Raw genomic sequence first — 25,946 nt, 5'->3', positions numbered from 1 at the left:
GCTCAGGGCTTTTTTGGCCAGCCCGTCAGTTGCCGGCGCTGACCCATGGCGACGCTCTGGGCGGGGAGTTCACCCCACTGGCCTTCGCCGTTGGAAGCCGTGGACGGTGCCTGCGGCTGGCTGGAAGACGACTGCGGCGGTGTGGTCGATTGCGGCGCTGAATGGCGGCGGCGATGGGCAAGAGCGAAGTGCTCGACCGCATCGATGTCCTGCGCTGCGATGGCGTGGGCGCCACGCCAGGCGGCGTGGGCGCGGGCGGCACGCAGCCAGACGAGGTCGGCGCGCAGACCGTCGACGCCGGCGGCGTGGCAGCGCTCGGCGATTGCATCGAGTGCTGTGTCATCCAGCGGAATCGCTGCGAGTTGCCCACGCGCTTCAGCGCAGCGTTGTTGCAGAGCCTGCTGCGTGCCTCGCCACTGATTCAGGAAAGCCTGCGGGTCGGCATCGAAGGCCAGTCGGCGGCGGACGATCTCGGCGCGCTCGCTCGGCGCGGGCGTACCTTCCAACTGCACCTTGAGACCGAAGCGGTCCAGCAGTTGCGGGCGCAGTTCGCCTTCCTCGGGGTTCATGGTGCCGATCAGCACGAAACGCGCCAGGTGGCTGTGGGACAGACCGTCGCGCTCGATCAGGTTGACCCCGCTGGCGGCCACATCGAGCAGCAGGTCGACCAGGTGATCGGGCAGCAGGTTCACTTCATCCACATAGAGCACGCCGCCGTGGGCGTGGGCCAGCACGCCGGGGGAGAACTGCGCGCGGCCTTCGCCCAGCGCTGCGTCCAGGTCGAGGGTGCCGACGATGCGCTCCTCGCTGGCGCCCAGCGGCAGGGTGACGAAGCGCCCGCCGTCCAGCAGGTCGGCGACGCCGCGCGCCAGGGTGGACTTGGCCATGCCGCGCGGCCCTTCGATCAGCACGCCGCCGATGGCGGGGTCGATGGCCGCCAGGCACAGGGCCAGCTTCAGCTCATCGGCGCCGACGACGGCGGCCAGTGGGAAATGGGGAAGGGTGCTCATGGGGATTTCCTGCGGATTTCGTCCGTGCATGGTAGCGAACCGGGAGTAGGAGGTGCGACCGGTGTCCATCGGATCGATAGATTCAAATCATTGATCGGCGCCCCGCGATGCAGTAAGTTGGCTTCCATTCCACGGAGAACATCATGCCGTCCAGCCTGTTCATCCAGTCCCTCGCCCGCCTCGGTGCCATCGGCTCCGTGGTTGCTCGTGCGCAGGTTCTGGCCGCGGCTGTCGGTTATTTCTTCTATGGGTATTGGTTTAGCCAAAGGCGCGCCTGATACCCCACAGGCGCCCTAGCAAGCAGGGTCGCCAACCAGAGAGATTCTTCAAACCCCGGTCGGCAACCCGACCGGGGTTTTTGTTTTTCCGGCCCACAAGGCCAACGCATTGCCAACCAATTGAATCGGGCCAAAACGCCCGGACAGAGGATCGACACATGAACACCACCTATTACCGCTATTACCGCAACTCCGACTGGCGATTTAGCAGCGCGCTGCGCGCCACCCAACGAGCCTTGCCACGAACACTTAGATAGAGCGCCGAGCGCGGAAAGACCACCGCGCCGGCCAAGGATGCCAGTCAGATGAACGCTTCCACCTCCGCCCTGATCCGCCCCGAACACGCAGCCTCCGCCGAAGTCCTCGACCTGCCGCTGCCCTCCGCCCGCCGCCGCGAACAGACGCTGCCGAGCCCCGCCGAACTGCGTCAGCGCCTGCCGCTGTCCGCCGCCATGGCCCACCGCGTCCGCGAAGGCCGCGAGGCAATCCGCGCCGTGCTCGATGGCCGAGATCCGCGCCTGCTGGTCGTCATCGGCCCCTGCTCGCTGCACGACCCCGTTTCCGCCCTCGAATACGCCGACCGCCTCGCCGAACTGGCGCCGCAGGTGAGCGACCAGTTGCTGCTGGTGATGCGCGCCTACGTTGAAAAACCGCGCACCACCGTCGGCTGGAAAGGCCTGGTCTACGACCCGCAACTGGACGGCAGCGGCGACATGGCCGGCGGCCTGGAACTGTCGCGCCGGCTGATGCTGGGCATGCTCGAACGCGGCCTACCGATCGCCACCGAACTGTTGCAACCGCTGGTGGCCGGTTACTTCGACGACCTGCTGGGCTGGGCCGCCATCGGTGCGCGCACCAGCGAATCCCAGGTGCACCGCGAGATGGTCAGTGGCCTCGATCTGCCGGTGGGCTTCAAGAACGGCACCGACGGCAGCATCGGCATCGCCACCGACGCCATGCGCTCGGCGGCGCACCCGCACCAGCACTTCGGCATCGATGCGCTGGGCCGTCCGTCGCTGGTGCAGACCCAGGGCAACCCGGATACCCATCTGGTCCTGCGCGGCGGCCATGCCGGGCCGAACTTCGATGCGGCCAGCGTGCAGCAGATTCGCCAGGGACTGGAGAAGCTCGGTCTCGAGCCGAACATCATGGTGGATTGCAGCCACGCCAACAGCGGCAAGGACCCGCTGCGCCAGCCGGCGGTGCTGGACAGCGTGCTCGACCAGCGCTTGGCCGGTGACGCGTCGTTGCGCGGCGTGATGCTGGAGAGTCATCTGTTCGACGGCTGCCAGCTGCTGTCTGGCGAGCTGCGCTACGGTGTCTCGATCACCGACGGCTGCCTGGGCTGGAGCGGCACCGAGGCCTTACTGCTGAACGCGGCGGAGCGGCTGCGCCGCGGCTGAACGCATTTTTTGTAGGAGCGAGCTTGCTCGCGAACCCGCCTCCACTGCGGGGCAATGTTCGCGAGCAAGCTCGCTCCTACAGGATCAAAAGCCCCTCACCCTAACCCTGGCTGCGCGCCCCGCTCCTCAAGCGGGAGAGGGGACTGATCGGTGCAGGATGAAACTATGTCGTCAGCCGGCACGATCTGCTCCCTCTCCCTCCGGGAGAGGGCTGGGGTGAGGGGATGCATTCGCGCCGAAGCGCAGGTCTCTTCGATGGCGCGCCCCCTCCTCACTGCTCCTCGCTGTCCACCAGCAGATTCTCCAGCGTCTCCCGATATTCCCCCGGCTCCTCCCACAACCCGCGCTGCTGCGCTTCCACCAGGCGTTCGGCGATGTCGCGCAGGGCCTCGGGGTTGTGCTGGCGGATGAATTCGCGGGTGTCGTCGTCCAGCAGGTAGGCGTCGGCCAGCAGGCGGTACTGGTGGTCGTCCACCAGTTCGCTGGTGGCGTCGAAGGCGAACAGGTAGTCCACCGTCGCGGCCAGTTCGAAGGCGCCCTTGTAGCCGTGGCGCTTCATGCCGGCGATCCATTTCGGGTTCACCGCGCGGGCGCGCACCACGCGGCCGAGTTCTTCCTTCAGGGTGCGGATGCGCGGGTTGTCCGGCTGGCTGTGGTCGCCGTGGTAGCTGGCGAGCGACTGCCCCTGGATGACCTCGGCGGCGGCGAGCATGCCGCCCTGGAACTGGTAGTAGTCGTTGGAATCGAGGATGTCGTGCTCGCGGTTGTCCTGGTTGTGCAGCACCGCCTGCAGGCCGGACAGGCGCTGGGCGAAGCGTTCGCGCGCCGGGGTGCCGTCGTCGCTGGCGCCGTAGGCGTAGCCGCCCCAGTTCAGGTAGGCCTCGGCGAGGTCGGCGCGGCTGTCCCACTGGCGGGACTCGATCACACCCTGCACGCCGGCGCCGTAAGCGCCGGGCTGCGCGCCGAAGATGCGCCAGCCGGCCTGGCGGCGTGCTTCGTCAGTTTCCAGGCCTTCGCTCACCAGGCGTGATTGGTCGGCCCGCACGCGGGCGGCCAGCGGGTTCAGGTCATCCGGTTCATCCAGCGCGGCGACCGCCTGCACGGCCGCATCGAACAGGCGGATCAGGTTGGCGAAGGCGTCGCGGAAGAAGCCCGAGACCCGCAGTGTCACGTCGACCCGCGGGCGGTCGAGCAGGGTGATCGGCAGGATTTCGAAATCCTCCACGCGCTGGCTGCCGGCCTGCCACACCGGGCGTACGCCGAGCAGCGCGAGGGCCTGGGCGATGTCGTCGCCGCCGGTGCGCATGGTCGCCGTGCCCCACACCGAAAGGCCGAGCTGGCGCAGGTGGTCGCCGTGGTCCTGCAGGTGGCGTTCGAGCAGGCGGCTGGCGGACTGGAAGCCGAGGCGGAAGGCGGTGGGCGTGGGCAGGTTGCGCACGTCCACGGTGAAGAAGTTGCGCCCGGTGGGCAGCACATCGACCCGCCCGCGACTGGGCGCGCCGCTGGGGCCAGGCGGGACGAAGCGGCCGTCGAGGCCGGCGAGCAGGTGGCCGATTTCGCTGGCACCGCAGGCATCCAGGGTTGGTGCGATCTGCTGGTGAAGTTGCGCCAGGACCGCCGCGCTGGCGAGGCCGGGGGCGCTCACATGGCCGTCGATCAGGCGCAGGGCGAACAGCTCCAGGCGCTCGCGGGTGTCGCCGTTGCTGCGCCAGGGTTCGTCGCTCACGGCGAGCAGCACGTCCGGACGCGGACCTTCCCAGGCCTCGGCGAAAGCTTCATCCAGCGGGTCGCGGCCCAGTTGCAGGTCTTCGCTCAGCGCGCGCAGCAGGCTGGTGTTGCCGCCGCGCCCGTCGCCGCGTGGAATGCGTACCAGCGACAGCAGCGTATCGCGGCGCAAGTCGCCCACGGGCGACTCGCCGAACACATGCAGGCCATCGCGAATCTGCGATTCCTTGAGGTCGCACAGGTAGGCGTCCAGCTGCGGTAGCCAGCTTTCCGGATCGTCGCTCAGTTGCAAGCCCAGCTCGCGGTCCAGCGCGGTGTCGCGCACCAGCCTGAGGATGTCGCCGCGCAATTCAGTGGCGCGGCGCGGGTCGAGCAGGGAGGCGTCGTAGTACTCGTCGGCCAGGCGTTCGAGGTCGCGCAGCGGGCCGTAGTTTTCCGCGCGGGTCAGCGGCGGCATCAGGTGGTCGATGATCACCGCCTGGGCGCGGCGCTTGGCCTGGGCGCCTTCGCCGGGATCGTTGACGATGAACGGGTAAAGGTTCGGCAGCGGGCCGAGGATCGCGTCCGGCCAGCATTCTTCGGAGAGGCCGACGCCCTTGCCCGGCAGCCATTCGAGGTTGCCGTGCTTGCCGACGTGGATCACCGCGTCGGCGCCGAATACCTCGCGCAGCCAGAAGTAGAAGGCCAGGTAGCCGTGGGGCGGTACCAGCGACGGATCGTGGTAGATCGCCGCCGCGTCGAGCTGGTAGCCGCGCGCCGGCTGGATGCCGACGAAGCCGAGGCCCAGGCGCAGGCCGGCGATCATCATGCGGCCGCTGCGGAACATCGGGTCCTGCTGCGGCTCGCCCCAGCGTTCGCGCACGGCTTGCTGGTTGGCCTCGGGCAGGCGCGCGAAGCAGGCGAGGTAGTCGTCCAGCGCCAGGCTCTGCGCGCAGGGGCGCAGGTCGAGGCTGTCGAGGTCGTTGCTGACGCCGCCGAGCAACTGCTGGATCAGTGCCGTGCCGGAGTCGGGCAGGCCGGCGACCGGATAACCCTGCGCCTCCAGCGCACGCAGGATGTTCAGCGCGGCGGCCGGCGTGTCGAGGCCGACGCCGTTGCCGATGCGCCCGTCGCGGGTCGGATAATTGGCCAGGATCAGCGCCACGCGCTTGTCGGCGTTGGTCTTGCGCGAGAGCAGCATCCAGCGCCGCGCCAGCTCGGCGGTGAAATCCATGCCCGGCAGGTGCGGCAGGTAGCAGACCACGTCGCTCTGGCTGCGCTCGCTGCGCCAGGCCAGTCCCTTGAAGCTGATCGGCCGGGTGATGATGCGGCCATCCAGCTCCGGCAGTGCGATGTGCATGGCCAGGTCGCGCGGGCCGAGGCCCTGCGGGTTGGCGCGCCAGAGGTCGTGGTTGTCCAGCGAGCAGATGGCTTGCAGCACCGGCACGTCGCGGCGGAAGGGGCGGTCCTGCGGTGCCTCCGGGTTCGACTGGGCGAAGCCGGTGGTGTTGATGATCAGCTCGGCGTCGGCGGCATCCAGCAGGCTTTCCACCGCCTCCAGGCAGGCGCTTTCCTTGAGGCTGGCCACGGCGATGGGCAGCGGGTTGATGCCCTGGGCCTGCAGGCGTTCGCAGAAGGTGTCGATGAAGCCGGTGTTCGCCGCCTGCAGGTGGGTGCGGTAGAACAGCAGCGCGGCGACCGGGCACGCGGGGCTCCAGTCGGCCTGCCAGCGGGCGAGGTCGCAGCTGCCGACGTGCGGGTGATAGACCGCCACGCGCGGCAGCGTCCGGGGCTCGCTCCAGGCGTAGTCGCGTTGCAGATGACGGTTGGCCAGGCAGGCGAAGAACTGCCGGGCGTTGTCCATGCCGCCCTGGCGCAGGTACTGCCAGAGGCGTTCGGCATCCTGCGGCGCGACGCTGCACAGCGCGCTGAGCTCCGGGTCGGGCTTGTCGTCGCCGGGCACCGCGATCAGCGTGGCGCCGCGCTCGGCCAGCGCCGCCAGTTGCTCCATGCCGTAGCGCCAGTAGCCGACGCCACCGTGCACCGAGATCAGGATGACCTTGGCGTGCTGCAGCACCTCGTCGACGTAGAGGTCCACCGAGGCGTGGTTCTGCAACTGCATGGGGTTGGCCAGGCGCAGGCTCGGGTAGTCCTCCGGCAACTCGCGCGCCGCCTCGGCGAGCAGTGCCAGGTGCGAATCGCCGCTGCAGAGGATCACCAGCTCGGCGGGCGTCTGGGCCAGGTGGGCGATGCCGTCGTCGGGGACGAAGCCGCCGGGTTGGGTGCGCAGCAGGTGCATGGGCGTGCTCGGTGGTGGCTCTTCGTAGGAGCGAGCTTGCTCGCGAACCAACCTCCGCAGCGGGGCCAGGTTCGCGAGCAAGCTCGCTCCTACACGATCAAGAGAGGGCGGTACGCAGTTCGTTGGCGATGGTGGCCTGGTCCAGTTCCTGGCCAATCACCACCAGGCGGGTGCCGCGGGTTTCATCGCTGCGCCAGGCGCGGTCGAAGTGCTTGTCGAAGCGCTTGCCGACGCCCTGCACCAGCAGGCGCATGGGCTTGCCGGGGATGGCGACGAAGCCCTTGATGCGCAGCACGGCGTGACGCTCGACCAGTGCATTCAGCGCGTCGAGCAGGGCGCGCTCTTCCACTTCCGGCAGGTCGACGTGGAAGGAGTCGAACTCGTCGTGATCGTGGTCTTCATGGCCTTCGTGGTCGTGATGAGTGGGGCGGCTGTCGATGTGCAGCTCGGCCTCGGCGTTCAGGCCCAGCAGCACCGAGAGTGGCAGCTGGCCGGAGTTGGCCTCGACGATCTTCACCGCCGGCGGCAGTTCCTCGGCGACTTCGGCGCGCACACGGGCCAGCGCTTCGGCATCCAGCAGGTCGGCCTTGTTCAGCACCACCAGGTCGGCGCTGGCCAGCTGGTCTTCGAAGAGTTCGTGCAGCGGCGATTCGTGGTCCAGGTTCGCGTCCTGCTTGCGCTGCTCGTCCACCTGCTCGGGGTGGGCGGCGAAGGTGCCGGCGGCCACGGCGGGGCTGTCGACCACGGTGATCACCGCGTCCACGGTGCAGGCGTTGCGGATTTCCGGCCACTGGAAGGCCTGCACCAGCGGCTTGGGCAGGGCCAGGCCGGAGGTCTCGATGAGGATCTGGTCGAGGTCGCCGCGGCGCGCCACCAGCTCGCGCATCACCGGGAAGAATTCTTCCTGCACGGTGCAGCACAGGCAGCCGTTGGCCAGTTCGAAGACGCGGCCGACCGCTTCTTCTTCGCTGCACCCGATGGAGCACTGCTTGAGGATTTCGCCGTCGATGCCCAGCTCGCCGAATTCGTTGACGATCACCGCGATACGGCGGCCTTCGGCGTTATCGAGCATGTGGCGGAGCAGGGTGGTCTTACCGGCACCGAGGAAGCCGGTGACGATGGTGACGGGGAGTTTGGCCAGGGTTTTCATGCGCGCCTCGCAAGCGAAAGTTTGAAGGCGGATGAAGGGCGCGCGCACGGGTTCGCCGCGCAACGAAGGTCGCCACCGGATCACCCCGCCCGGTTGTCTGTTGATAACGAACTCGTTCTGGATCTCGCGAGCTAGAGCCAGGCAAGGCGGAGGATCGCCGGGGACGCGGAGTTGACTGTAGTCACTGAGCAGTCCACGGCGATCTTCCAACGCAGCAGAGCCGACGCGCAGCAGATCGAAAACCAGTCACGAGGCAGGTCTCCTGGCTCACAGCCCTTGATTGTCCTTTCGCCTTCCCGCCGTAGTCGGCAGTGGCGTGTGAAAGAACAGGCTGTTCACAGTTGCGGGGGCAGCCGTGGCGCATCCGAAGATTTCCACGTTCCCTCTTAGCTCCGGCCAGTGCCGGAGAACCTCGAAGGGCAGAAGGCTACGCAGCGATGACGGGGCGGTCAATCGCCGGGGATCGGTTGCCGCGCGGTTGACGCTCGCGGGGCTTCGTGGTCAGCTAGCGCGGTTTCAGGTGTCTCGCGCCGTCGTGCGCGAGGTGAAACGGGAAGCCGGTGCGTCCGCAAGGACAAGTCCGGCGCTGCCCCCGCAACGGTAAGCGATTGAAGGGTCATCGGTAGCCACTGTGCTCGCGCATGGGAAGGCTGACCCGCCCGGCCGCATCGGCCGACATCGCAAGCCCGGAGACCGGCCTGGAATCCTTCGTTTTTGGCAAACCCGCGGTGGGCGGGCGCAGGCCGTGGCGCGACCGATCCGGCGCGTTCGAATGCGTTCAACCTCTGCGTTCTCTACTCAAGTTTCAGAGGGAACGTTCATGTCCAGCAGCATCCTGGCGCAACAGGCGTCGAGCACTTCCATCCCCCTTTCCAAGCGCATCGCCCTGGCCGTCGGCGCCAGCCTGCTCGGTGCGCTGCTGGTGTATTTCGCCGGTTTCTCGCATCTGGAAGCGGTGCATAACGCCGCCCACGATACTCGTCATAGCGCCGGTTTCCCCTGCCATTGACCTCTGTCGGCTGCGCGTAGGCGCGGTCGAGTCGATGCGCCTCTGACTGCTCGTACGAGACGGTCGTGGCATCGCTTTGCCTGGCTCGAGTGACCCCAGAGCTCGGAGAAGGAAAAGGAAAGGAAAAATGATCAAACGTATCGCCCAGACCGCCGGTTTCGCCGGTCTGATCGCGGCGCTGGTGCTGACCGTGGTCCAGCTGCTGTGGGTCTACCCGCTGATCCTCAAGGCGGAAACCTACGAGAAGTCCGAGCCGGCCGCCGTGCTGGTCGAGGAGCACAGCCACGAGCACGCCGAAGGTGCCGTCGCCGGACATCACCATGACTCGGAAGCCTGGGAGCCGGAAGACGGCTGGCAACGCATCCTCTCCACCACCGGCGGCAACCTGGTGGTCGCGGTGGGTTTCGCGCTGATGCTGGCCGGCCTGTTCACCCTGCGCGAGCCGGGCAAGACCTCCGAAGGCCTGCTGTGGGGCCTGGCCGGTTTCGCCGTGTTCACCCTGGCGCCGTCCCTCGGTCTGCCGCCGGAAGTCCCCGGCACCGCGGCGGCGGACCTCGCCCTGCGGCAGACCTGGTGGATCGGCACCGCCGCGTCCACCGCCGCCGGTCTCGCGCTGCTGGTGTTCAGCCGCAACTGGCTGCTGCGTGGCGTCGGCCTCGCGCTGCTGGTGGTGCCCCATGTGATCGGTGCACCGCAACCGGAAGTGCATTCCAGCCTCGCGCCGGAGAGCCTGGCCCATGAATTCATCGTCGCGTCGCTGGTCACCAACGCGGTGTTCTGGGCGGCCCTGGGCCTGGTAGCCGCCTGGCTGTTCCGTCGTTTCGCCCCCTCGGCCTGATTCACCGCTATGCTCGACCCCGCAGCCGGCACGGCCGACTGCGGGGTTTTTCATTCAAGGAGAGTGACGATGACGCTGGTTGCCGGCCTCGGTTGCCGCCGGGGCTGCCCGCTCGATGAGCTACGTGCGCTGCTGCAGGACACCCTGGCAGAAGCCGGGCTCGATGAGTCGAACCTCACGGCGCTGGCGAGCGCCACGCTGAAGGCTGACGAAGAGGGTTTGACCGCCTTGGCTGCGGCCCTCGACTTGCCGCTGGTGCTGTTCACACCGCAGCAACTGGCGGCCTGCGAGAAGCACCTGGACCAGCCCTCGGAAGGGGTGCGCGCGGCTACTGGCAGCGCCAGCATCGCCGAAGCCGCTGCGTTATTGCAGGCCGAAGCCCAGGGCGGCGCCTCCGCGCGCCTGCTGGTGGGCAAGCGCCGCAGCGAGCACGCCACCTGTGCGCTGGCCTTCATCCCCGTCGAATCCGGACAGGAGCAGCCATGACGGTCTACTTCATCGGCGCCGGCCCCGGCGATCCCGAACTCATCACGGTCAAGGGGCAGCGGCTGATCCGCTCGTGCCCGGTGATCCTCTACGCTGGCTCGCTGGTGCCGCCGGCGGTGCTGGACGGGCACAGCGCCGAGCGTGTGGTGAATACCGCCGAGTTGCATCTGGACGAGATAGTCGCGTTGCTGGCGCAGGCCCACGCCGAGGGCAAGGACGTGGCGCGTGTGCACTCGGGCGACCCGTCGCTATATGGCGCCATCGGCGAGCAGATTCGCCATCTGCGCGAGAGCGGCATTCCCTACGAGATCATTCCCGGCGTCACCGCCACGTCGGCCTGCGCGGCGATCCTCGGTTGTGAGCTCACCCTGCCCGACATTTCCCAGACCCTGATCCTCACCCGCTATGCGAGCAAGACGCGGATGCCTGAAGGCGAGTCTCTGGCGGAGCTGGCGCAGCACCGCGCGACCCTGGCGATCCATCTCGGCGTCGGCCAGCTGGCGCACATCATCGCCGAGCTGCTGCCGCACTACGGCGCTGATTGCCCCATCGCGGTGATCCATCGCGCCAGCTGGCCGGACCAGGACCAGGTCACCGGTACCCTCGGCGACATCCTGCCCAAGGCGGAGGCCAAGGGCTTCCGGCGCACGGCGCTGATCCTGGTGGGCAAGGTGCTGGGAGCGGAGGGGTTTGCCGATTCGTCGCTGTACAGCGCGGGGCATGCGCATCTGTATCGCCCGTAGGGGAATGTCCTTGTAGGAGCGCCCCATGGGCGCGATCGCGGGCATGGCCCGCTCCTACGAAGAATGGCTCAGGCCCGCCACTCATCCGAGCGCGGCAGCATCCCGCGCCGCAGGTACCAGCGCACCCACAGGTGCACGCCAAGCGCGGCGCACACCGTCAGCAGGATCATCAGGCCTTCCGTATCCATGGCAGCTTCCCTCGTCCGGGTTCCTGCCTGACAGACTATTCCTGCGACAACTTGCCGCACAGGTACAGAAGGTTTCCGAATGTGCGGATCAGTTCTTCAGCACTTGCCCTACAAGGAGTGAATGATCCGCCCGAGGGTTTCCATGGCCTGTTCGCTACGGGTTGTCCACGGATGGCCATAGTTCAGGCGCAGGCAGTGGCCGAAGCGTCTGGTGGCGGAGAAGATCGGTCCCGGCGCGAGGCTGATGCCCTGGGCATGAGCGAGCTGGAACAGCTTGAGCGCGTCGATGTGCTCGGGCAGTTCCAGCCACAGGAAGTAGCCGCCGCTGGGGCGGGTGACGCGGGTGGCGGCGGGGAAGTGCCGGGCCACGGCGGCGAGCATCGCGTGCTGCTGGCTTTCCAGGGCGTGGCGCAGCTTGCGCAGGTGGCGGTCGTAGCCGCCATGCTGCAGATAGTCGGCGATGGCCGCCTGGGCCGGCACCGAGGCGGACAGGCTGGTCATCAGCTTGAGCCGCTCGATCTGCTCGGCGTAGCGCCCGCCGGCGACCCAGCCGACCCGGTAGCCCGGCGCCAGGCTCTTGGAGAAGGAACTGCAGTGCATCACCAGCCCTTCGCTGTCGAAGGCCTTCACCGGCTTGGGCGCCTGGGCGGCGAAGTACAGTTCGGCGTAGACGTCGTCCTCGATCAGCGGCACCTGGTGCCGGGCCAGCAGGGCGGCGAGGGCGCGTTTCTTGTCCTCGGCCATGCTCGCGCCCAGCGGGTTCTGGAAGTTGCTCATGAACCAGCAGGCCTTGATCGGCAGGCGCGCGAGGCTGTCGGTCAGCACATCCAGATCGATGCCTTCGCGCGGGTGCACGGGGATTTCCACCGCCTTGAGTTTCAGGCGTTCCAGCACCTGCAGGCTGGCGTAGAAGGCCGGCGCCTCGATGGCCACCAGGTCTCCCGGCTGGGTAACCACCTGCAGGCAGAGGTTCAGCGCTTCCAGCGCGCCGTTGGTCACCACCAGTTCCTCCACCGGCAGCGGCATGCCGCCGACCATGTAGCGCAGGGCGATCTGCCGGCGCAGCGCGTGGCTGCCGGGGGCGAGGTCGGCGACCACCGAGCGCGGGTCCATGTCGCGCACGGCGTGGGCCATGGAGCGCGCCAGGCGCGGCAGGGGGAACAGCTCCGGCGCCGGGAAGGCCGAGCCGAAGGGCACGGTGTCCGGGTCCTTGATCGAGCTGAGCACTGAGAACACCAGTTCGCTGACGTCCACCTCGGTGGTCTGCGCGTCGTGGCGGGCGATGTCCGGCTCGGCCAGGGCGCGCTGCACGTGCTCACGGACGAAGTAGCCCGAGCGTGCGCGAGCGACGATCAGCCCGCGATCCTCCAGCAGGTAATAGGCCTGGAATACCGTGGAGGCGCTGACCCCGTAGGTGCGGCTGGCGTGGCGCACCGAGGGGACTTTCTGGCCGGGGGCTAGCACGCCGCTGCGGATCAGGCCGGCGATTTCATCGGCGAATTTCTCGTAGCGCTTCATCTTGTCCTGCACGGCGGCCTGGGGGGCGGAAGAATCCGCCCACTCTAGGCGCTGCGCCGAGGTCACGCCAAGCTCCCTGGCCATGTTCAGCGCCTCGGCGAGACGAAGGTGCTGGCGGCGTCGAGGGTCTCGTTGCCGTCACTGACCCTGAAGTGCAGCGGTACCGACCCACCGGCGCTGCCCTGTGCCAGGCTGGCGACCGAGACGGCGAAGTCGCGGATCTCGCCCGGCTGCAGCGTCAGTTCCGGCACGCCCTGCAGGCGGTAGCCGGCGCCGTCGGCGAGGCTCAGGTGGTAGTGCTGCGGCTGCTGGGTCTTGTTGATCAGCTTGAGGTTGTAGATGTTCTCGATCTCGCCGGCGGCGTTCTCGCGGAACAGGCCGCGGTCGCGGGCCACGTCGAGGTTGATCAGCGGCCGTGCTTCCAGTGCCCAGACGAAGGCGCCGATCATCACCAGCAGCACCGCCGCGTAGCCGACCAGGCGCGGGCGCAGCAGGTGGGTCTTGCCGCCTTCCAGCGCGCGCTCGGAGGTGTAGCGCACCAGGCCGCGGTCATAGCCCATCTTGTCCATCACCGAGTCGCAGGCGTCGACGCAGGCGGCGCAGCCGATGCAGGCTATCTGCAGGCCGTCGCGGATGTCGATGCCGGTGGGGCAGACCTGCACGCACTGCTGGCAGTCGATGCAGTCGCCCAGGCCCAGGGCCTTGGGATCGGCGTCCTTCTTGCGCGCACCGCGGGACTCACCGCGCGCCGCGTCGTAGGAAATGATCAGGGTGTCCTTGTCGAACATCACGCTCTGGAAGCGCGAGTACGGGCACATGTGGATGCACACCTGCTCGCGCAGCCAGCCGGCATTGGCGTAGGTGGCGGCGGCGAAGAAGGCGACCCAGAAGGTGCTTTCCAGATCCAGCTTCAGGGTGAACAGGTCCGCCACCAGCGGGCGCACCGGGGTGAAGTAGCCGATGAAGGTGATCGCCGTGACCAGGCTCATCAGCAGCCAGAGGCCGTGCTTGGCGCTCTTGCGCAGCACCTTCTCGGCGCTGGCCGGGCCGGCGTCGCGCTTCATGCGCTGGTTGCGGTCGCCCTCGGTGACCTGCTCGGCCCACATGAAGATCCAGGTCCACACGCTCTGCGGGCAGGTGTAGCCGCACCAGACGCGGCCGGCGAACACCGTGATGAAGAACAGGCCGAAGGCGGCGATGATCAGGATCGCCGAGAGCAGGATGAAGTCCTGCGGCCAGAAGGTCGCGCCGAAGATGTAGAACTTGCGCTCGGGCAGGTCCCAGAGCACCGCCTGGCGGCCGTTCCATTGCAGCCACAGGGTGCCGAAGAACAGCAGGAACAGCAGGCCGCCGCCCAGCCGGCGCAGGTCGCGGAAGCGCCCGGCGAAGCGCTTGGTGTAGACCGTCGGAGTCACCGCCGACAGCGGTTTGGGTGGCGGGGTGAAACGTTGCGGTGCGTCGATCTCGATGACCTTCGCGGGGATTCGTTCGCTCATTGTCGTGGCCCATCAGGCGGAAGAGGCGCCGCGACTGTACGAATCCGTCTGCACCCGAAACAGATTCAGGTTTGCCGGAAAAAACCATATCAGATGGTGAAAAGTGCCCGCGCCGCAGTGCCACGGGGCTTGGCGAGCATCTCGACGGAACGCGTGATAGTGCCTGTTGCGACAACCGGTCACAGGCCCGCCGAAGTAGGTCTACGGCTCATCTGATCTGGTTTTTCTGCTGCGATCTGCCGCTGTTTTGCACACCAGGCGCCGGCCATAGTTCGGTCATCCGTGAAGTGGTGCGCCCGACGACAGAAGCAGGCGGCCACGCGATGTCCGAAGGTGGCCTGGCGATGTACCGATACGATGATTACGACCGCGCCCTGGTGCGCGAACGGGTGGCGCAGTTCCGCGACCAGGTGCAACGGCGCCTGAACGATGAGCTGAGCGAAGAGGAGTTCCTGCCGCTGCGCCTGCAGAACGGCCTGTACCTGCAGAAGCACGCCTACATGCTGCGCGTCGCGATTCCCTACGGCACGCTGTCCAGTGAGCAGATGCGCACCCTGGCCTGGATCGCCCGCGAGCACGACCGCGGCTACGGCCACTTCACCACGCGGCAGAACATCCAGTTCAACTGGGTGGAGCTGGAACGCGTGCCGGACATCCTCGAACGTCTGGCGGATGTCGAGATGCACGCCATCCAGACCTCCGGCAACTGCGTGCGCAACATCACCACCGAGGCCTTCGCCGGTGTCGCCGCCGACGAATTCCTCGACCCGCGCCCGCTGGCGGAAATCCTCCGCCAGTGGTCGACGGTGAACCCCGAATTCCTCTTCCTGCCGCGCAAGTTCAAGATCGCCCTCTGCGCCGCCGAGGAAGACCGTGCGGCGGTGATGATGCACGACATCGGCCTCTACCTGCGCCGCGCCGAAGACGGTGAACTGCGTCTGAAGGTGCTGGTGGGCGGCGGGCTGGGGCGCACGCCGATGCTGGGGCAGACGATCCGCGACGAGCTGCCCTGGCAGCACCTGTTGTCCTACGTCGAGGCCATTCTGCGCGTGTACAACCGCCACGGCCGGCGCGACAACAAGTACAAGGCGCGGATCAAGATCCTGGTGAAGGCGCTGGGTATCGAGGCGTTCTCCCGCGAGGTGGAGGAGGAGTGGCAGCATCTGCGCGACGGCGAGGCGCAGCTGACGCTCGATGAGTACCAACGCGTCGCTGCGGCGTTCGATCCGCCGGTCTATGCGTCCGCCGACGAGTTAGCCTACGGCAGTGCTCTGGCCGCCGACGCCGAGTTCGCCCGCTGGGTCTCGCGCAACGTGCGTCCGCACCGCGTGCCGGGTTACGCCAGTGTGGTGCTCTCCACCAAGCCGGGTGCCGAGGCGTCGCCGGGGGACGCCACCGCCGAACAGATGGAGCAGGTGGCCGACTGGGCCGAACGCTTCGGCTTCGACGAAATCCGCGTTGCCCACGAACAGAACCTGGTGCTGCCGGATGTGCGCAAGTCCGACCTGCACGCGCTCTGGCTTGAAGCCTGCGAGGCCGGCCTGGGCACACCGAACCAGGGCCTGCTGACCGACATCATCGCCTGCCCCGGCGGCGATTTCTGCGCTCTGGCCAACGCCAAGTCGATCCCCATCGCCCAGGGTATTCAACAACGCTTCGAGGACCTCGATTACCTGCACGACCTGGGCGACCTCAGCCTGAACATCTCCGGCTGCATGAACGCCTGCGGCCACCACCACATCGGCAATATCGGCATCCTCGGCGTCGATAAGAACGGCAGCGAGTGGTACCAGATCACCCTCGGTGGTGCGCAGGGTGTGAGGAGTGCGCTGGGCAAGGTGATCGGCCCGTCCTTCAGTGCCGCCGAAGTGCCGGACGTGATCGAGGCGCTGGTGCAGACCTACGTGGAACAGCGCGGCGCCGGCGAGCGCTTTGTCGAGACGGTGGAGCGCATCGGTCTGGAGCCTTTCAAGGCGCGGGTCTACCGCCGGGCGGAGGTGACGGCATGAAGAATCTGATTTGTCTGCGGGATGGCATGGCGCAGCTGGCGCCGGACGATACCTGGGAGTTGCTGCGCGAAGTGCCGGAAGAGCTGCCGCGCGGAAACCTGATCCTGCCACTGGAAACATGGTTGAACGGTGCTTCCTGTAGGAGCGAGGGGGACGCCATCGTTATTGCTCGCGAACAGAATTCCCCGGCAACTGAAGAGCTGGGCGGTTCGCGAGCAAGCTCGCTCCTACAAAAGCAGGGCGTGTGGCTGGGGCCGGATGATGATCCCCAGCGGTTGGTTGGCCGACTCGATGAACTTTCGCTTATCGCCATCGACTTCCCCAGCTTCCGCGACGGCCGAGGCTACAGCCTGGCCTACCTGCTGCGTAGCCGTCTGGGCTGGCGCGGCGAGTTGCGCGCGGTGGGCGATGTGCTGCGCGACCAGTTGGCGCACATGCGCCAGTGCGGTTTCGATGCCTTCGCCGTGCGCGAGGACAAGTCGGTGGAGGACGCGCTCAAGGGCCTGGCGGGCCTCAGCGTGCTCTACGGCCGCTCGGTGATCGAGCCGCGCCCGCTGTTCCGTCGCCGCTCCTGAGGGCCTTTGGCCACGGATGGCCGAGCCTGCAGCGGGTCGACCGCGCTTGACGCTGTGCCGGGGCGCAGGAAAAATGCGGTCATCACCCTCCGGCGCCCGTGCGCGCCGGCGCTAACCCACGGATTCGAGTGACCCCAGACTATGCGCATGCGCCTGATGCTGTTGGGCGGCGGTAATGCCCTTGGACAGGCGCTGATCCGCCTGGGCGCCGAGGAAGACATCGGCTTCCTCGCCCCCCGGCCGCCCGAAGGGGGCTGGGACGCTTCCAGCCTCACCGTCCTGCTGGACGAAACCCGCCCCGACGCGGTGATCAACCTCGCCTACTACTTCGACTGGTTCCAGGCCGAAAGCGTCAGCGACGCTCGCCTGGCCAGCCAGGAGCGCGCGGTGGAGCGTCTGGCCGAACTCTGCCAGCACCACGAAATCCTGCTGATCCAGCCCTCCAGCTACCGCGTGTTCGATGGCGCCCGCGCCACCGCCTACAGTGAGAAGGACGAGCCGCAGCCGCTGGGTCCGCGTGGCCAGGCGCTGTGGCGCATGGAGAAGTGGGTCCGGGCGACCTGCCCGCGCCACGTGCTGCTGCGCTTCGGCTGGCTGATCGACGACAGTCTCGAAGGCTCGCTCGGTCGCTTCCTCGAACGTGCCGAGAAGGAGCAGGTACTGTTCCTCGCCGACGACCGCCGTGGCAACCCGACGCCGGTGGACGACGCCGCGCGGGTCATCCTCTCGGTGCTCAAGCAGCTCGACTGCCAGGCGCCGCTGTGGGGCACCTATCATTACGGCGGCCTGGAGGCCACCACCACCCTGTCCCTGGGCCAGGTGGTGCTGGGCGAAGCCCGCGCCTTCCATACCCTGGCCGTACAGGAACCGAGCCCGCAGGCCCACGCCGCGCGCCCGGACGCCAGCGACGAACCGCAACACGCGGTGCTCGCCTGCAAGAAGATTCTCCACACCTTCGGCATCAAGCCGCGCGCCTGGCGCGCCGGCCTGCCGGCTCTACTGGACCGTTACTATCGCCATGTCTGAACGTCTTTCCCCCTCCGCGCAGCCGATCCTCATCACCGGAGGTGCTGGCTTCATTGGTTCCAACCTGGCGGACGCGCTGCTGGCGCGGGGCTTTGCCGTGCGGGTGCTGGATGACCTGTCCACCGGCAAGCGCGAGAACCTCGACAGCCGCGTCGAGCTGATCGTTGGCGATGTTGCCGACGAAGCCACGCTGCGTGACGCGCTCAGCGGTTGCCAGGGCGTCGCGCACCTGGCAGCCGTCGCGTCGGTGCAGGCTTCGGTGGATGATCCGGTGGGCACTCACCGCGCCAATTTCATCGGCACCCTGAACCTCTGCGAGGCCATGCGCCTGGAAGGCATCCAGCGCGTGCTGTTCGCTTCCAGCGCCGCGGTCTACGGGCAGAACGGCGAAGGCGCCGCCATCGACGAGAACACCGCCAAGGCGCCGCTGACGCCCTACGCCTCGGACAAGCTGGCGAGCGAGTACTACCTGGATTTCTATCGCCGCCAGCACGGCCTGGAGCCGGCGATCTTCCGCTTCTTCAACGTCTACGGGCCGCGCCAGGACCCGTCGTCGCCCTACTCGGGGGTGATCAGCATCTTCGCCCAGCGCGCTGAGCAGGGCCTGCCGATCACCGTGTTCGGCGATGGCGAGCAGACCCGCGATTTCATCTACGTCGGCGACCTGGTCAAGTTGTTGGTGCAGGCGTTGCTGGCGCAGGACGTGGCCGAGTCGGCGATCAACGTCGGGCTGGACCAGTCCACCAGCCTGAACCAGTTGCTGGCCGAAATCGGCAAGCTCACCGGCGGCCTGCCGCAGGTCACCTACGCTGCACCGCGTGCCGGGGATATCCGCCATTCCCGCGCCAATAACGGCCGCCTGCGCGAGCGCTTCCAGCTGGACGAGCCCACGCCGCTGGCGGATGGGCTGGCCCGGCTGATCACCACCAGGGTTTGTTGATCGCCAGCAGGAAGATGCCGGCCAGCGAACCCAGCGCCAGTGCGCTGAGCATGGTCTTGCGTGGCCTCGAAGTGCTGCGCAGGGCGAGCGCCGCCAGCACGATGTAGAGCACCAGCAGGCCGATCTTGGCCTGCAGCCAGACCGGTAGCGGCCAGGGCATCGCCAGGTGCACCAGGCCCAGGGCGCTGAGCAGCAGCAGGGTATCGATCAGATGCGGCAGCCCGCGCTGCCAGCCTGAGGGGTGCTTGCCCCACCAGCTCAGCCCCAGACGCAGCAGGAAGAGGACGGTGCTGATGATGGCGAGGCTGACGTGCAGTGCCTTGAGTTCGAGGTACATACCGGTTCCCTGAAAGCGAAAAAGGCGCCCTTGGGCGCCTTTTTCATGTTTGCTCCGTCAGAAACGGTAGCCGAAACCGACCATGTAAACCCAGGGGTCTACGTCGACGTCAACCTTGGTCTTCTGAACGCCCAGTGCGGTCGGACCGTCGACGCTGGCCTTGGTGTCGATATCCATGTACCAGACCGCGGCGTTGACGAAGGCGTGCTCGTTGAGCATGTAGTCCATGCCCAGTTCGGCAGCCAGGCCCCAGGAATCCTGCAGCTTCAGGTTGCTGAAGCCCTGGTCCTTGCGGTTGCTGGCCAGGTCTTCCTCGAAGAAGGTGGTGTAGTTCACGCCCAGGCCGCCGTAGGGCTGGAAGGCGGAGTTGGTACCACCCATGGGGTAGTACTGCAGCAGGACGGTCGGCGGCAGCTGCTTGACGTCAGCGAGCTTGCCGTCCAGGCCGGAGAGGCCGGTGGCCTTGTTCAGGCCTTTGACGTCGACCTGGTGCTTGAAGGGAGTGGCGGCCACCAGCTCGATACCGATCTTGTCGGTGAGCAGGTAGGCGAAGGTCAGGCCCAGCTGGGTGTCGCTGTCGACGGTGGCTTTGGTGCCGCTGACCTTGGCGCCGTCGAGCTTGATGTCGGAACTGCTGTCGTCCGGAGCCACGGTGGCGATACCGCCGCGAACAAGGAAGTCGCCCGCCTTGTGTCCACGGATGGTGTCAGCCTGGGCCACGACGGGGGCTGCGACGGCGAGTGCAAGAAGCGAGGTGGTGAGCCAGGACTTGCGCATGATGAGCTCCATATCTCTTTGGTATAAGTGTTGGTGCCCATCATAGTAGACAGTGCTAAAAGTGCACTTTTGATTTGGCTCAATAAAGCCCCCAAGCTTCGTAGTATCTCGGGGTGCGGCTAAGCGTCGCGCTTTATTGGCCGGTGTACTCGTAGGGTTCGATGCTGCTCGCCTGCATCTGGTAGCCGGCTTCGGCCAGGTCACTTTCCACGGGCTTTACGCTGAGTTTGCCGATGATCCAGAACGGCTGGTACAGCTCGTCCACCTTTACCCCTTTGCCGCCGCGGACATAGACGATCTGGTTCGACGGAGGCGGCGGCACGTGGATGCAGGCGCCGTAGTAGGGGACCAGCAGGAAGTCGCGCACCGTCTGGCCGTCCTCTTCCACTTCCAGCGGCACGATGTAGCCCGGCATCTTCACTTCCTGCCCGTCCAGCGCCTGCACCACCGGGGCGTTGGGTGTCTGCTGCTTAACGGCCGGGCCACTCTCCGAATTGAGCACATCGGAGAGCTTGGACAAGTCATGCAGAGGCACTGGCGGCGGGGGCGGCGGCGCGCCCTCGGGGATCAGTTCGGGCCAGGTCAGCTCGCGCGGCGCCGCCCACACGGCGGCGCTGGTCAGCATCAGCAGCAGGAACAACAGGCGGCGCATGGGGCTTCCTCAGAGTCTGTTCATGGGCGAGCGAGCTAGCGCAGAACAAGGCGGAAATTGGACAGGGAGCGGAGTTTACATCTTGTAAATGAGCATCCCTGGCCCATTTCCAACGCAGTTCTGCCGACGCGCAGCCGCTCATGGACTGGCTCTCAGAGGCGGATCGACAATCCATCGGCCAGCGACTGCCGATAGGCGCGCCAGGCCGGCACACAACCGATCAGCAGCGCGGCCAGGAGTATGCCGCCCAGCAGCGACCATTCATAGGCGCTGGGCAACGCCAGTGGCAGGAAGATGCCGTAGTTCGCCTGCACGTACGCCTGGCTACCGGCGATGCCGGCATAGAGCAGGCCGGTGCCCAGCGCCACGCCGGCTAGCGCCAAGGCAAAGGCCTCGGCTACCAGCAGGCCGAAGATGTGCCAGGGCCGTGCGCCCACCGAGCGCAGGATGGCCATTTCGCGGCGGCGCTCGTTGAGGCTGGTGAGGATGGCGGTGAGCATGCCGATCAGGCCGGTCAGCACGACGAACAGCGAGACCACGAACAGCGCCTTCTCCGCCGTACCCATCAGTCCCCACAGTTCCTGCAGCGCAACGCCCGGGAGAATCGCCATCAGCGGCTCGCCGTCGTATTCGTTGATCTGCCGTTGCAGGGTGAAGGTGGCGACCTTGCTTTTCAGGCCGAGCAGGAAGGCTGTGATGGCCTTGGGTTGCAGATCCATGCTGCGTGCCTGGTCTTCGCTGATGCGCGCGGCGCCACGGGCTGGAACACCGTTCTTCCAGTCGACGTGCAGCGCCTCCATGCCCTGCAGCGAAATGTGCAGGGTGCGGTCCACGGGGGTGCCGGTACGCTTGAGGATGCCGACCACGGTGAAGGGTTTGTCGTCGTGCTGCACCAGGGCGATGGTGCTGACGCCGTGGGCGAGGACGATTCTGTCACCCAGCTTGTAGTGCAGCGCTTGCGCGACTTCGGCGCCGAGCACCACATCGAACAGGTCCTGGCCGAAGGGGCGGCCCTCGGCCAGCTCCAGCGTCTGCCCGCGACCGAAGCGATAATGCTCGAAGTAGCCGGTGTCGGTACCCATCACCCGGTAGCCTCGGTGCGAGTCGCCCAGGGAAATCGGGATCGCCCACTTCACCAGCGGGCTGTGGGTGACCGTCTCGTAGCTTTCCCAGCGGATGTTGTTGGTGGCGTTGCCGATGCGGAACACCGAATAGAGCAGCAGGTTCACCGAGCCGGAGCGGGCGCCTACGATCAGGTCGGTGCCGGAAATGGTGCTGGCGAAGCTGGCCTTGGCCTCGGTGCGCACGCGCTCTACCGCCAACAGCAGGCAGGCGGAGAGGGCGATGGCGAAGATGGTCAGCAGCGCGGTGAAGCGACGGTTGGAGAGGCTGGCGAGGGCCAGGCGCAACAGGTACATGCTCAGATTCCCGGAGCGCGTGCGGCGCGGTTGAGGTCGGCGAGGGAAACGCTGCGGTCGAACAGGGTCGCCAGGCTCTGGTCGTGGCTGACGAACAGCAGGCTGGCGCCGGCCTCGCGGCATTCGGCGAACAGCAACTGGAGGAAGGTTTCGCGGGCGTCGGCGTCCAGCGCCGAGGTCGGCTCGTCGGCGATTATCAGTTCCGGCTGGCCGATCAGCGCGCGGGCGGCGGCGACGCGCTGCTGCTGGCCGATGGACAGACTGTCGGCGCGGCGTTCGATCAGCCTCGCATCGCCCAGCCCCAGGTGTTTGAGCAGCGCTTCGGCGGCCTTGGCCACACTGCCGTGGCGCAAGGTCGCCCGCTCGGCGCGGCTGCGCGAGAAGTGACAGGGCAGCTCGACGTTTTCCCGCACCGAAAGAAACGGCAGCAGGTTGAACTGCTGGAAGATGTAGCCGGTGTGGTCGACCCGGAAATGATCGCGGCGCGCCGATTTCATCTGCGCGATGTCCTCACCGAGCAGTTTCACGCTGCCGCGCTGGGGGCGCTGCACGCCGCCGAGCAGGCCGAGCAGGGTGGTCTTGCCGCTGCCGGAAGGGCCCTTGAGGAACAGGGTTTCGCCAGGGGCGAGGGCGAAGGCGGGGATGTCCAGCAGCTCCGCCTGGCCGGGCCAGGCGAAGCCGAGGTTGTCGAGTTCGAGCAGTGCGGTCATTTCGTTGGGTCGACAATCAGAAGTTCAGGGTCGGGGTGGCGGCGGTCAATTCTGCACCCTTCTGGCCGTTCGGGCTGATCAGTTGTACCTGGATTTTCTGAGTGGCCGGGAAACGTTTGAACAGCGGCGCGAAATCCACGCCGGCAAGGTCCTGCGGCTGGGCGCAGGTCAGCTGGTAGTGGGCATCGATGTCGGCGTGCTGATGACCTTCGTGCTCGTCGTGGTCGCCGTCGGCATGCTCGTGGTCATGATCCTCTTCGGCCTTGGGCGCGTCGCCGAACAGCGGGCTGGAGAGTTCCACCGACTGCACGCTGCACTGGGCCGAGGCGGGCAGGGCGAGCAGTTGCAGCGGCTGCTTGAGCTGGGCCTGCACGGCGGCGACCGTGGCCTTGTCGGCATCGCTGGTGGCGGCGTGCTCGAAGCCGACGAAGTTCATCGCCGGGCTATCCATCTCCAGTTCCAGGGTCTTGCCGTCGAGGGCGACGTTGAGCTGGGCGACGCCATGCTCGTGCTTGCCGAGGCTGCCGTGTTCATGTTCGTCATTGGCTTGGGCGGCGAGGGGCAGCAGGGCGACAGCGAGGAGCAGAGGGCGCATGGGAAACTCCGGTCTGATGAATGATTTTGTTACGTTATAACAGATGAATTATTAAAGCCAGCTTAGCGTTCGTTTGGCGCGATAGCCGCGCCGTGGGAGCATGCGCGAAAGGCCGCGAGGAGAAGGGCGATGCTGAGAATCAAGGGCACCATCGGCGACTGGCCGGTGGACCTGACCGTGGAAATGGATGACGCCGACTGGGCGCGGCTGGCGCAGAACCTGCCGGCTGCTGCCGTGGCGCCTGTTGCGCCAGTGCCGGCAGCGAGCGGTCCGGCCGATCAACTGTGGATGGCTGCGCAGGACCTGCTGCGTCGCAGTGGCCGCACGGAAGGTCCGCAATTGCTGGGGGAGCTGGAGGCGTTGGCCGGCGGTGCAGGGGCGGCGAAGGGATTGCTGGTGCGCCTGCGCCATAGCCCGAAGGTGAAGATCGAGGTACGCGAGGGCGTGCAGGTATTCAGCTGGGTCGAAGGGGAATGACCGAGTTCCCTGTAGGAGCGCCCCATGGGCGCGATCGCGGGCATGGCCCGCTCCTACAGGTATGGCCGCCGCGAGCGCGACGGTGCGGTGATCAGTACAACACGTTCGCCAGCTTGCGGCGGTAGGCAATCACCAGCGGGTGATCATTGCCCAGCAGGTCGAACACCTGGACCAGCGTCTTGCGCGGCAGGTCTTCGCCGTAGCTGCGATTGCGCACGAACAGCTTGAGCAGGCCGTCCATCGCTGCCTCGTACTGCTGGCGGGCCAGTTGCTGGACGGCCAGCTGGTAGGTGGCTTCGTCGTCGTTGGCATCGGCGGCCAGGCGGGTCTTCAGCGCGGCGGCGTCCGGCAGGTCGGCGGCCTGGCGCAGGAAGGTCAGCTGGGCCTTGGCGGCGGCCAGCGCCTGCTTGTGCTCGTCGCTCTTCACCGCGCCGAGCACGGTCTCGGCTTCACCCAACTCGCCGCGCTCGGCGAGGCAGCGGGCGTAGAGGATCAGCGCGGCGGCGTTGGTGTTGTCTTCGCCCAGCAGGGCCTTGAGCTGGGCCTCGGCTTCGGCGAAGCGGCCTTCGTTGAAGGCGGCTTGCGCGGCTTCCATCGGGTCGGCGGCGGCCGGAGCCGGGGGCTGTACGTGCTGTTCGAGCATCTGGCGGATCGCCGATTCGGGCTGCGCGCCGGCGAAGCCGTCCACCGGCTGGCCATCCTTGAACAGCACCACGGTGGGCAGGCTGCGGATGCCGAAGCGCATCACGATGTCCTGCTCGATGTCGCAGTTGACCTTGGCCAGCAGCAACTCGCCCTGGTAGGACTCGGTGATCTGCGCCAGCAGCGGCATCAATGCCTTGCACGGGGCGCACCAGTCGGCCCAGAAGTCCACCAGGACCGGCTTGTGGAAGGAGTTCTCGATGACGACCTGATCGAAGTTGGCGATGCTGGCGTCGAAGATGTAGGGCGTATCGCTCATGGGGAATCTCGGGCGAGTGGGGCGATGAGGGTGATTGCCACTATAAGTGGGGGCGCTCTGGAACGGAAACAACCCAGTCCGGCCAGGCGGTGGTGTGGGCGGAAAACCATCGCGGACGGAGTCCGCTCCTACGTAACCGGTGAGCGCGGCGCAAGGACACGCGTAGGAGCGGACTTCGTCCGCGATCGCTCGACCCACCACGGCGGCGTTATCCGCGTGTGGCGTGATACAGGCTGACATGGCGGAATTCGGCCGGCTCGGCCAGGTCCGGCCAGGTGCAGCCTTCGAGAACTCCCAGGCGCTGGTACAGCGGATGACTGAAGTCGCGCACCCGCGAGTCGGCCACCAGGGCTTCGCGGCCACGGCTGAGGAACTCGTCCAGCAGCGGCAGGTTGGCGCGGTCGTAGAGCACGTCGGCGACGATGATCAGGTCGAATCGATCCGCTTCCTTGAAGAAATCGTCCGAGTAACTCAGCTCGACCCCGTTCAGCTCGGCATTGGCGCGGCACGCCAGCAGTGCCAGCGGGTCGAGGTCGCAGGCCACCACTTCGGCGGCGCCGGCTTTCGCGGCGGCGATGGCGGCGATGCCGGAGCCCGCGCCGAAATCCAGCACGCGCTTGCCGCGCACCCATTCCGGCTTTTCGGCCAGCCAGTGCGCCAGCACCAGTCCGCTGGCCCAGCAGAAGCACCAGTAGGGCGGGTCTTCGAGGATGCGCCGGGTCTCGTCCGGGCTGAAAGCGCGATCCATGTTCTGCGCGTCGATCAGCCAGAGCTCGATGTCGGTGCCGGGCAGGCGCTCGGCGACCAGGCGGGCATCGCCCAGCAGTTCGCTCAGAGCTTGCTGCAGTGGCAGCGGCGCGGTCACGGCGCGCGCTCCAGGCGCAGCTCGCCGAGGGCCAGGGTCTCCGGCTGGGTGATGCGTACCGGCGGCAGGCGCCAGGCGAGCTGGCCAGACTGCGAGACGCGGGCGTGCAGCTCGACGCGGGCGCCGCTTGGGAAGGACTGCGGGTTGAACACCAGGCGGAAGGGCAGCGCCTGGCCGGTGGCGATCAGCTTCTCGCTGGAGAGCAACTGCTGCGGGCGGTCGCGCTCATCGATCACCAGCAGCGCCAGTTCCACTTCACCGCCGGCGGGCAGGTAGCCCTGGCGGCTGCTGAGCTGGCCGCTCAGCGCGCGCATGTTGGCCGGTATGGGGGATTCGGCCGCTGCAGCGCGGGCGGGCGCGGATTGCGGAGCCTGCGGGGCAGGTGCCGGCTTGTCGCTGGAGCAGGCAGCGAGCAGGGCGATCAGGGACAGGCAGAGAAGACGGGCGGACATGGGCGGACTCCATCGCGGCACATTTCCAGG

At 67.2% G+C, this 25,946-nt stretch carries 25 protein-coding genes and 2 riboswitches; of the genes, 11 read left to right on the top strand and 14 right to left on the bottom strand.

The features are described from left to right. Positions 1 to 2: 2 nt before the first annotated feature. Positions 3 to 1,010 carry an ATP-binding protein gene (locus ACQ5BL_RS24690; protein WP_243805143.1) on the bottom strand — a complete coding sequence of 336 codons (1,008 nt, stop codon included), beginning with the start codon at positions 1,008 to 1,010 and terminating at the stop codon, positions 3 to 5. A 143-nt stretch (positions 1,011 to 1,153) separates the two neighbouring features. Here ACQ5BL_RS24690 and ACQ5BL_RS24685 point away from each other — a divergent pair, with 143 nt between their 5' ends. Together ACQ5BL_RS24685 and ACQ5BL_RS24680 are read left to right on the top strand one after the other, a co-directional pair. After that, positions 1,154 to 1,288, top strand: a complete 135-nt coding sequence (locus ACQ5BL_RS24685; protein ID WP_279577211.1) for a hypothetical protein — start codon at positions 1,154 to 1,156, stop codon at positions 1,286 to 1,288. A 305-nt stretch (positions 1,289 to 1,593) separates the two neighbouring features. Next, complete coding sequence (locus ACQ5BL_RS24680) at positions 1,594 to 2,691, top strand: 3-deoxy-7-phosphoheptulonate synthase (protein ID WP_243805144.1); 1,098 nt, start codon at positions 1,594 to 1,596, stop codon at positions 2,689 to 2,691. Positions 2,692 to 2,962: 271 nt separating this feature from the next. Here ACQ5BL_RS24680 and cobN read toward each other — a convergent pair whose 3' ends face one another. Then, positions 2,963 to 6,694, bottom strand: a complete 3,732-nt coding sequence (cobN, locus tag ACQ5BL_RS24675; protein WP_243805145.1) for a cobaltochelatase subunit CobN — start codon at positions 6,692 to 6,694, stop codon at positions 2,963 to 2,965. Between the two features lie 97 nt (positions 6,695 to 6,791). Further along, a complete protein-coding gene (gene cobW / locus ACQ5BL_RS24670; RefSeq protein WP_243805146.1) occupies positions 6,792 to 7,844 on the bottom strand; it encodes a cobalamin biosynthesis protein CobW in 1,053 nt (350 codons plus the stop codon). A gap of 235 nt (positions 7,845 to 8,079) precedes the next feature. Then, positions 8,080 to 8,274: riboswitch (cobalamin riboswitch) on the bottom strand. A gap of 71 nt (positions 8,275 to 8,345) precedes the next feature. After that, positions 8,346 to 8,560, top strand: a riboswitch (cobalamin riboswitch). Between the two features lie 104 nt (positions 8,561 to 8,664). Here cobW and ACQ5BL_RS24665 point away from each other — a divergent pair. The 4 genes from ACQ5BL_RS24665 to cobM all read left to right on the top strand — a co-directional run bounded on the left by ACQ5BL_RS24665 (position 8,665) and on the right by cobM (position 10,920). Beyond that, a complete protein-coding gene (locus ACQ5BL_RS24665) occupies positions 8,665 to 8,853 on the top strand; it encodes a CbtB domain-containing protein (protein ID WP_243805147.1) in 189 nt (62 codons plus the stop codon). A 127-nt stretch (positions 8,854 to 8,980) separates the two neighbouring features. After that, a complete protein-coding gene (locus ACQ5BL_RS24660) occupies positions 8,981 to 9,691 on the top strand; it encodes a CbtA family protein (RefSeq protein WP_243805148.1) in 711 nt (236 codons plus the stop codon). Positions 9,692 to 9,760: 69 nt separating this feature from the next. Then, entirely contained in the window at positions 9,761 to 10,177 is a 417-nt protein-coding gene (locus ACQ5BL_RS24655; RefSeq protein ID WP_243805149.1) for a cobalamin biosynthesis protein, read from the top strand. Then, complete coding sequence (gene cobM, locus ACQ5BL_RS24650; protein ID WP_243805150.1) at positions 10,174 to 10,920, top strand: precorrin-4 C(11)-methyltransferase; 747 nt, start codon at positions 10,174 to 10,176, stop codon at positions 10,918 to 10,920. Before ACQ5BL_RS24655 ends, cobM begins: the two co-directional genes overlap by 4 nt. 296 nt (positions 10,921 to 11,216) lie before the next feature. On the opposite strand, the gene mapR is transcribed toward cobM, so the two are convergent. Both mapR and ccoG read right to left on the bottom strand, forming a co-directional pair. Continuing rightward, positions 11,217 to 12,626: a GntR family transcriptional regulator MpaR gene (gene mapR, locus ACQ5BL_RS24645; RefSeq protein ID WP_243805572.1), complete on the bottom strand. Its 1,410-nt coding sequence runs from the start codon at positions 12,624 to 12,626 to the stop codon at positions 11,217 to 11,219. An 86-nt stretch (positions 12,627 to 12,712) separates the two neighbouring features. Continuing rightward, positions 12,713 to 14,122: a cytochrome c oxidase accessory protein CcoG gene (gene ccoG / locus ACQ5BL_RS24640; protein WP_243805151.1), complete on the bottom strand. Its 1,410-nt coding sequence runs from the start codon at positions 14,120 to 14,122 to the stop codon at positions 12,713 to 12,715. Positions 14,123 to 14,466: 344 nt separating this feature from the next. Here ccoG and ACQ5BL_RS24635 point away from each other — a divergent pair, with 344 nt between their 5' ends. The 4 genes from ACQ5BL_RS24635 to ACQ5BL_RS24620 all read left to right on the top strand — a co-directional run bounded on the left by ACQ5BL_RS24635 (position 14,467) and on the right by ACQ5BL_RS24620 (position 18,672). After that, positions 14,467 to 16,131: a nitrite/sulfite reductase gene (locus ACQ5BL_RS24635; protein ID WP_243805152.1), complete on the top strand. Its 1,665-nt coding sequence runs from the start codon at positions 14,467 to 14,469 to the stop codon at positions 16,129 to 16,131. Further along, the gene (locus tag ACQ5BL_RS24630) at positions 16,128 to 16,706 is read left to right on the top strand and encodes a DUF934 domain-containing protein (protein ID WP_243805153.1); all 579 of its coding nucleotides are present in this window, start codon (positions 16,128 to 16,130) and stop codon (positions 16,704 to 16,706) included. The genes ACQ5BL_RS24635 and ACQ5BL_RS24630 overlap by 4 nt, the downstream gene beginning before the upstream one ends. Positions 16,707 to 16,847: 141 nt before the next feature. Beyond that, positions 16,848 to 17,732 carry a sugar nucleotide-binding protein gene (locus ACQ5BL_RS24625; RefSeq protein ID WP_207884703.1) on the top strand — a complete coding sequence of 295 codons (885 nt, stop codon included), beginning with the start codon at positions 16,848 to 16,850 and terminating at the stop codon, positions 17,730 to 17,732. Beyond that, a complete protein-coding gene (locus ACQ5BL_RS24620; RefSeq protein ID WP_243805154.1) occupies positions 17,725 to 18,672 on the top strand; it encodes an NAD-dependent epimerase/dehydratase family protein in 948 nt (315 codons plus the stop codon). Before ACQ5BL_RS24625 ends, ACQ5BL_RS24620 begins: the two co-directional genes overlap by 8 nt. Here the strand turns inward: ACQ5BL_RS24620 and ACQ5BL_RS24615 are convergent. The 6 genes from ACQ5BL_RS24615 to ACQ5BL_RS24590 form a co-directional block, all read right to left on the bottom strand. Next, positions 18,653 to 19,009 carry a SirB2 family protein gene (locus ACQ5BL_RS24615; protein WP_243805155.1) on the bottom strand — a complete coding sequence of 119 codons (357 nt, stop codon included), beginning with the start codon at positions 19,007 to 19,009 and terminating at the stop codon, positions 18,653 to 18,655. The genes ACQ5BL_RS24620 and ACQ5BL_RS24615 overlap by 20 nt on opposite strands. A 57-nt stretch (positions 19,010 to 19,066) precedes the next feature. Beyond that, entirely contained in the window at positions 19,067 to 19,786 is a 720-nt protein-coding gene (locus tag ACQ5BL_RS24610; protein ID WP_207884700.1) for an OmpW/AlkL family protein, read from the bottom strand. Between the two features lie 133 nt (positions 19,787 to 19,919). Then, complete coding sequence (locus ACQ5BL_RS24605) at positions 19,920 to 20,438, bottom strand: DUF3299 domain-containing protein (protein WP_243805156.1); 519 nt, start codon at positions 20,436 to 20,438, stop codon at positions 19,920 to 19,922. 152 nt (positions 20,439 to 20,590) lie between these two features. Then, on the bottom strand, positions 20,591 to 21,856 hold the full coding sequence (locus tag ACQ5BL_RS24600; protein ID WP_243805157.1) for an ABC transporter permease: 1,266 nt from the start codon (positions 21,854 to 21,856) through the stop codon (positions 20,591 to 20,593). A 2-nt stretch (positions 21,857 to 21,858) separates the two neighbouring features. Further along, complete coding sequence (locus ACQ5BL_RS24595; protein ID WP_243805158.1) at positions 21,859 to 22,566, bottom strand: ABC transporter ATP-binding protein; 708 nt, start codon at positions 22,564 to 22,566, stop codon at positions 21,859 to 21,861. A 16-nt stretch (positions 22,567 to 22,582) separates the two neighbouring features. Then, on the bottom strand, positions 22,583 to 23,161 hold the full coding sequence (locus ACQ5BL_RS24590) for a DUF2796 domain-containing protein (protein ID WP_243805159.1): 579 nt from the start codon (positions 23,159 to 23,161) through the stop codon (positions 22,583 to 22,585). 129 nt (positions 23,162 to 23,290) lie between these two features. On the opposite strand from ACQ5BL_RS24590, the gene ACQ5BL_RS24585 reads away from it, so the two are divergent. Continuing rightward, positions 23,291 to 23,638: a hypothetical protein gene (locus ACQ5BL_RS24585; protein ID WP_243805160.1), complete on the top strand. Its 348-nt coding sequence runs from the start codon at positions 23,291 to 23,293 to the stop codon at positions 23,636 to 23,638. A 91-nt stretch (positions 23,639 to 23,729) separates the two neighbouring features. Here the strand turns inward: ACQ5BL_RS24585 and trxA are convergent, their stop codons facing one another. The 3 genes from trxA to ACQ5BL_RS24570 all read right to left on the bottom strand — a co-directional run bounded on the left by trxA (position 23,730) and on the right by ACQ5BL_RS24570 (position 25,916). Continuing rightward, positions 23,730 to 24,599, bottom strand: a complete 870-nt coding sequence (gene trxA / locus ACQ5BL_RS24580; protein ID WP_243805161.1) for a thioredoxin — start codon at positions 24,597 to 24,599, stop codon at positions 23,730 to 23,732. 208 nt (positions 24,600 to 24,807) lie between these two features. Then, positions 24,808 to 25,464, bottom strand: coding sequence for a class I SAM-dependent methyltransferase (locus ACQ5BL_RS24575; protein WP_243805162.1), 657 nt, complete (start codon positions 25,462 to 25,464; stop codon positions 24,808 to 24,810). Then, on the bottom strand, positions 25,461 to 25,916 hold the full coding sequence (locus ACQ5BL_RS24570) for a YbaY family lipoprotein (protein ID WP_243805163.1): 456 nt from the start codon (positions 25,914 to 25,916) through the stop codon (positions 25,461 to 25,463). The genes ACQ5BL_RS24575 and ACQ5BL_RS24570 overlap by 4 nt, the downstream gene beginning before the upstream one ends. Positions 25,917 to 25,946 lie beyond the last annotated feature (30 nt).

Origin of the sequence: Pseudomonas sp. B1-22 (genome assembly GCF_050474425.1) — a bacterium.
Taxonomy (GTDB): Bacteria; Pseudomonadota; Gammaproteobacteria; order Pseudomonadales; family Pseudomonadaceae; genus Pseudomonas.
The sequence above is the reverse complement of the archived record's forward strand: the minus strand, read 5'-3'. Positions and strand labels throughout refer to the sequence as shown.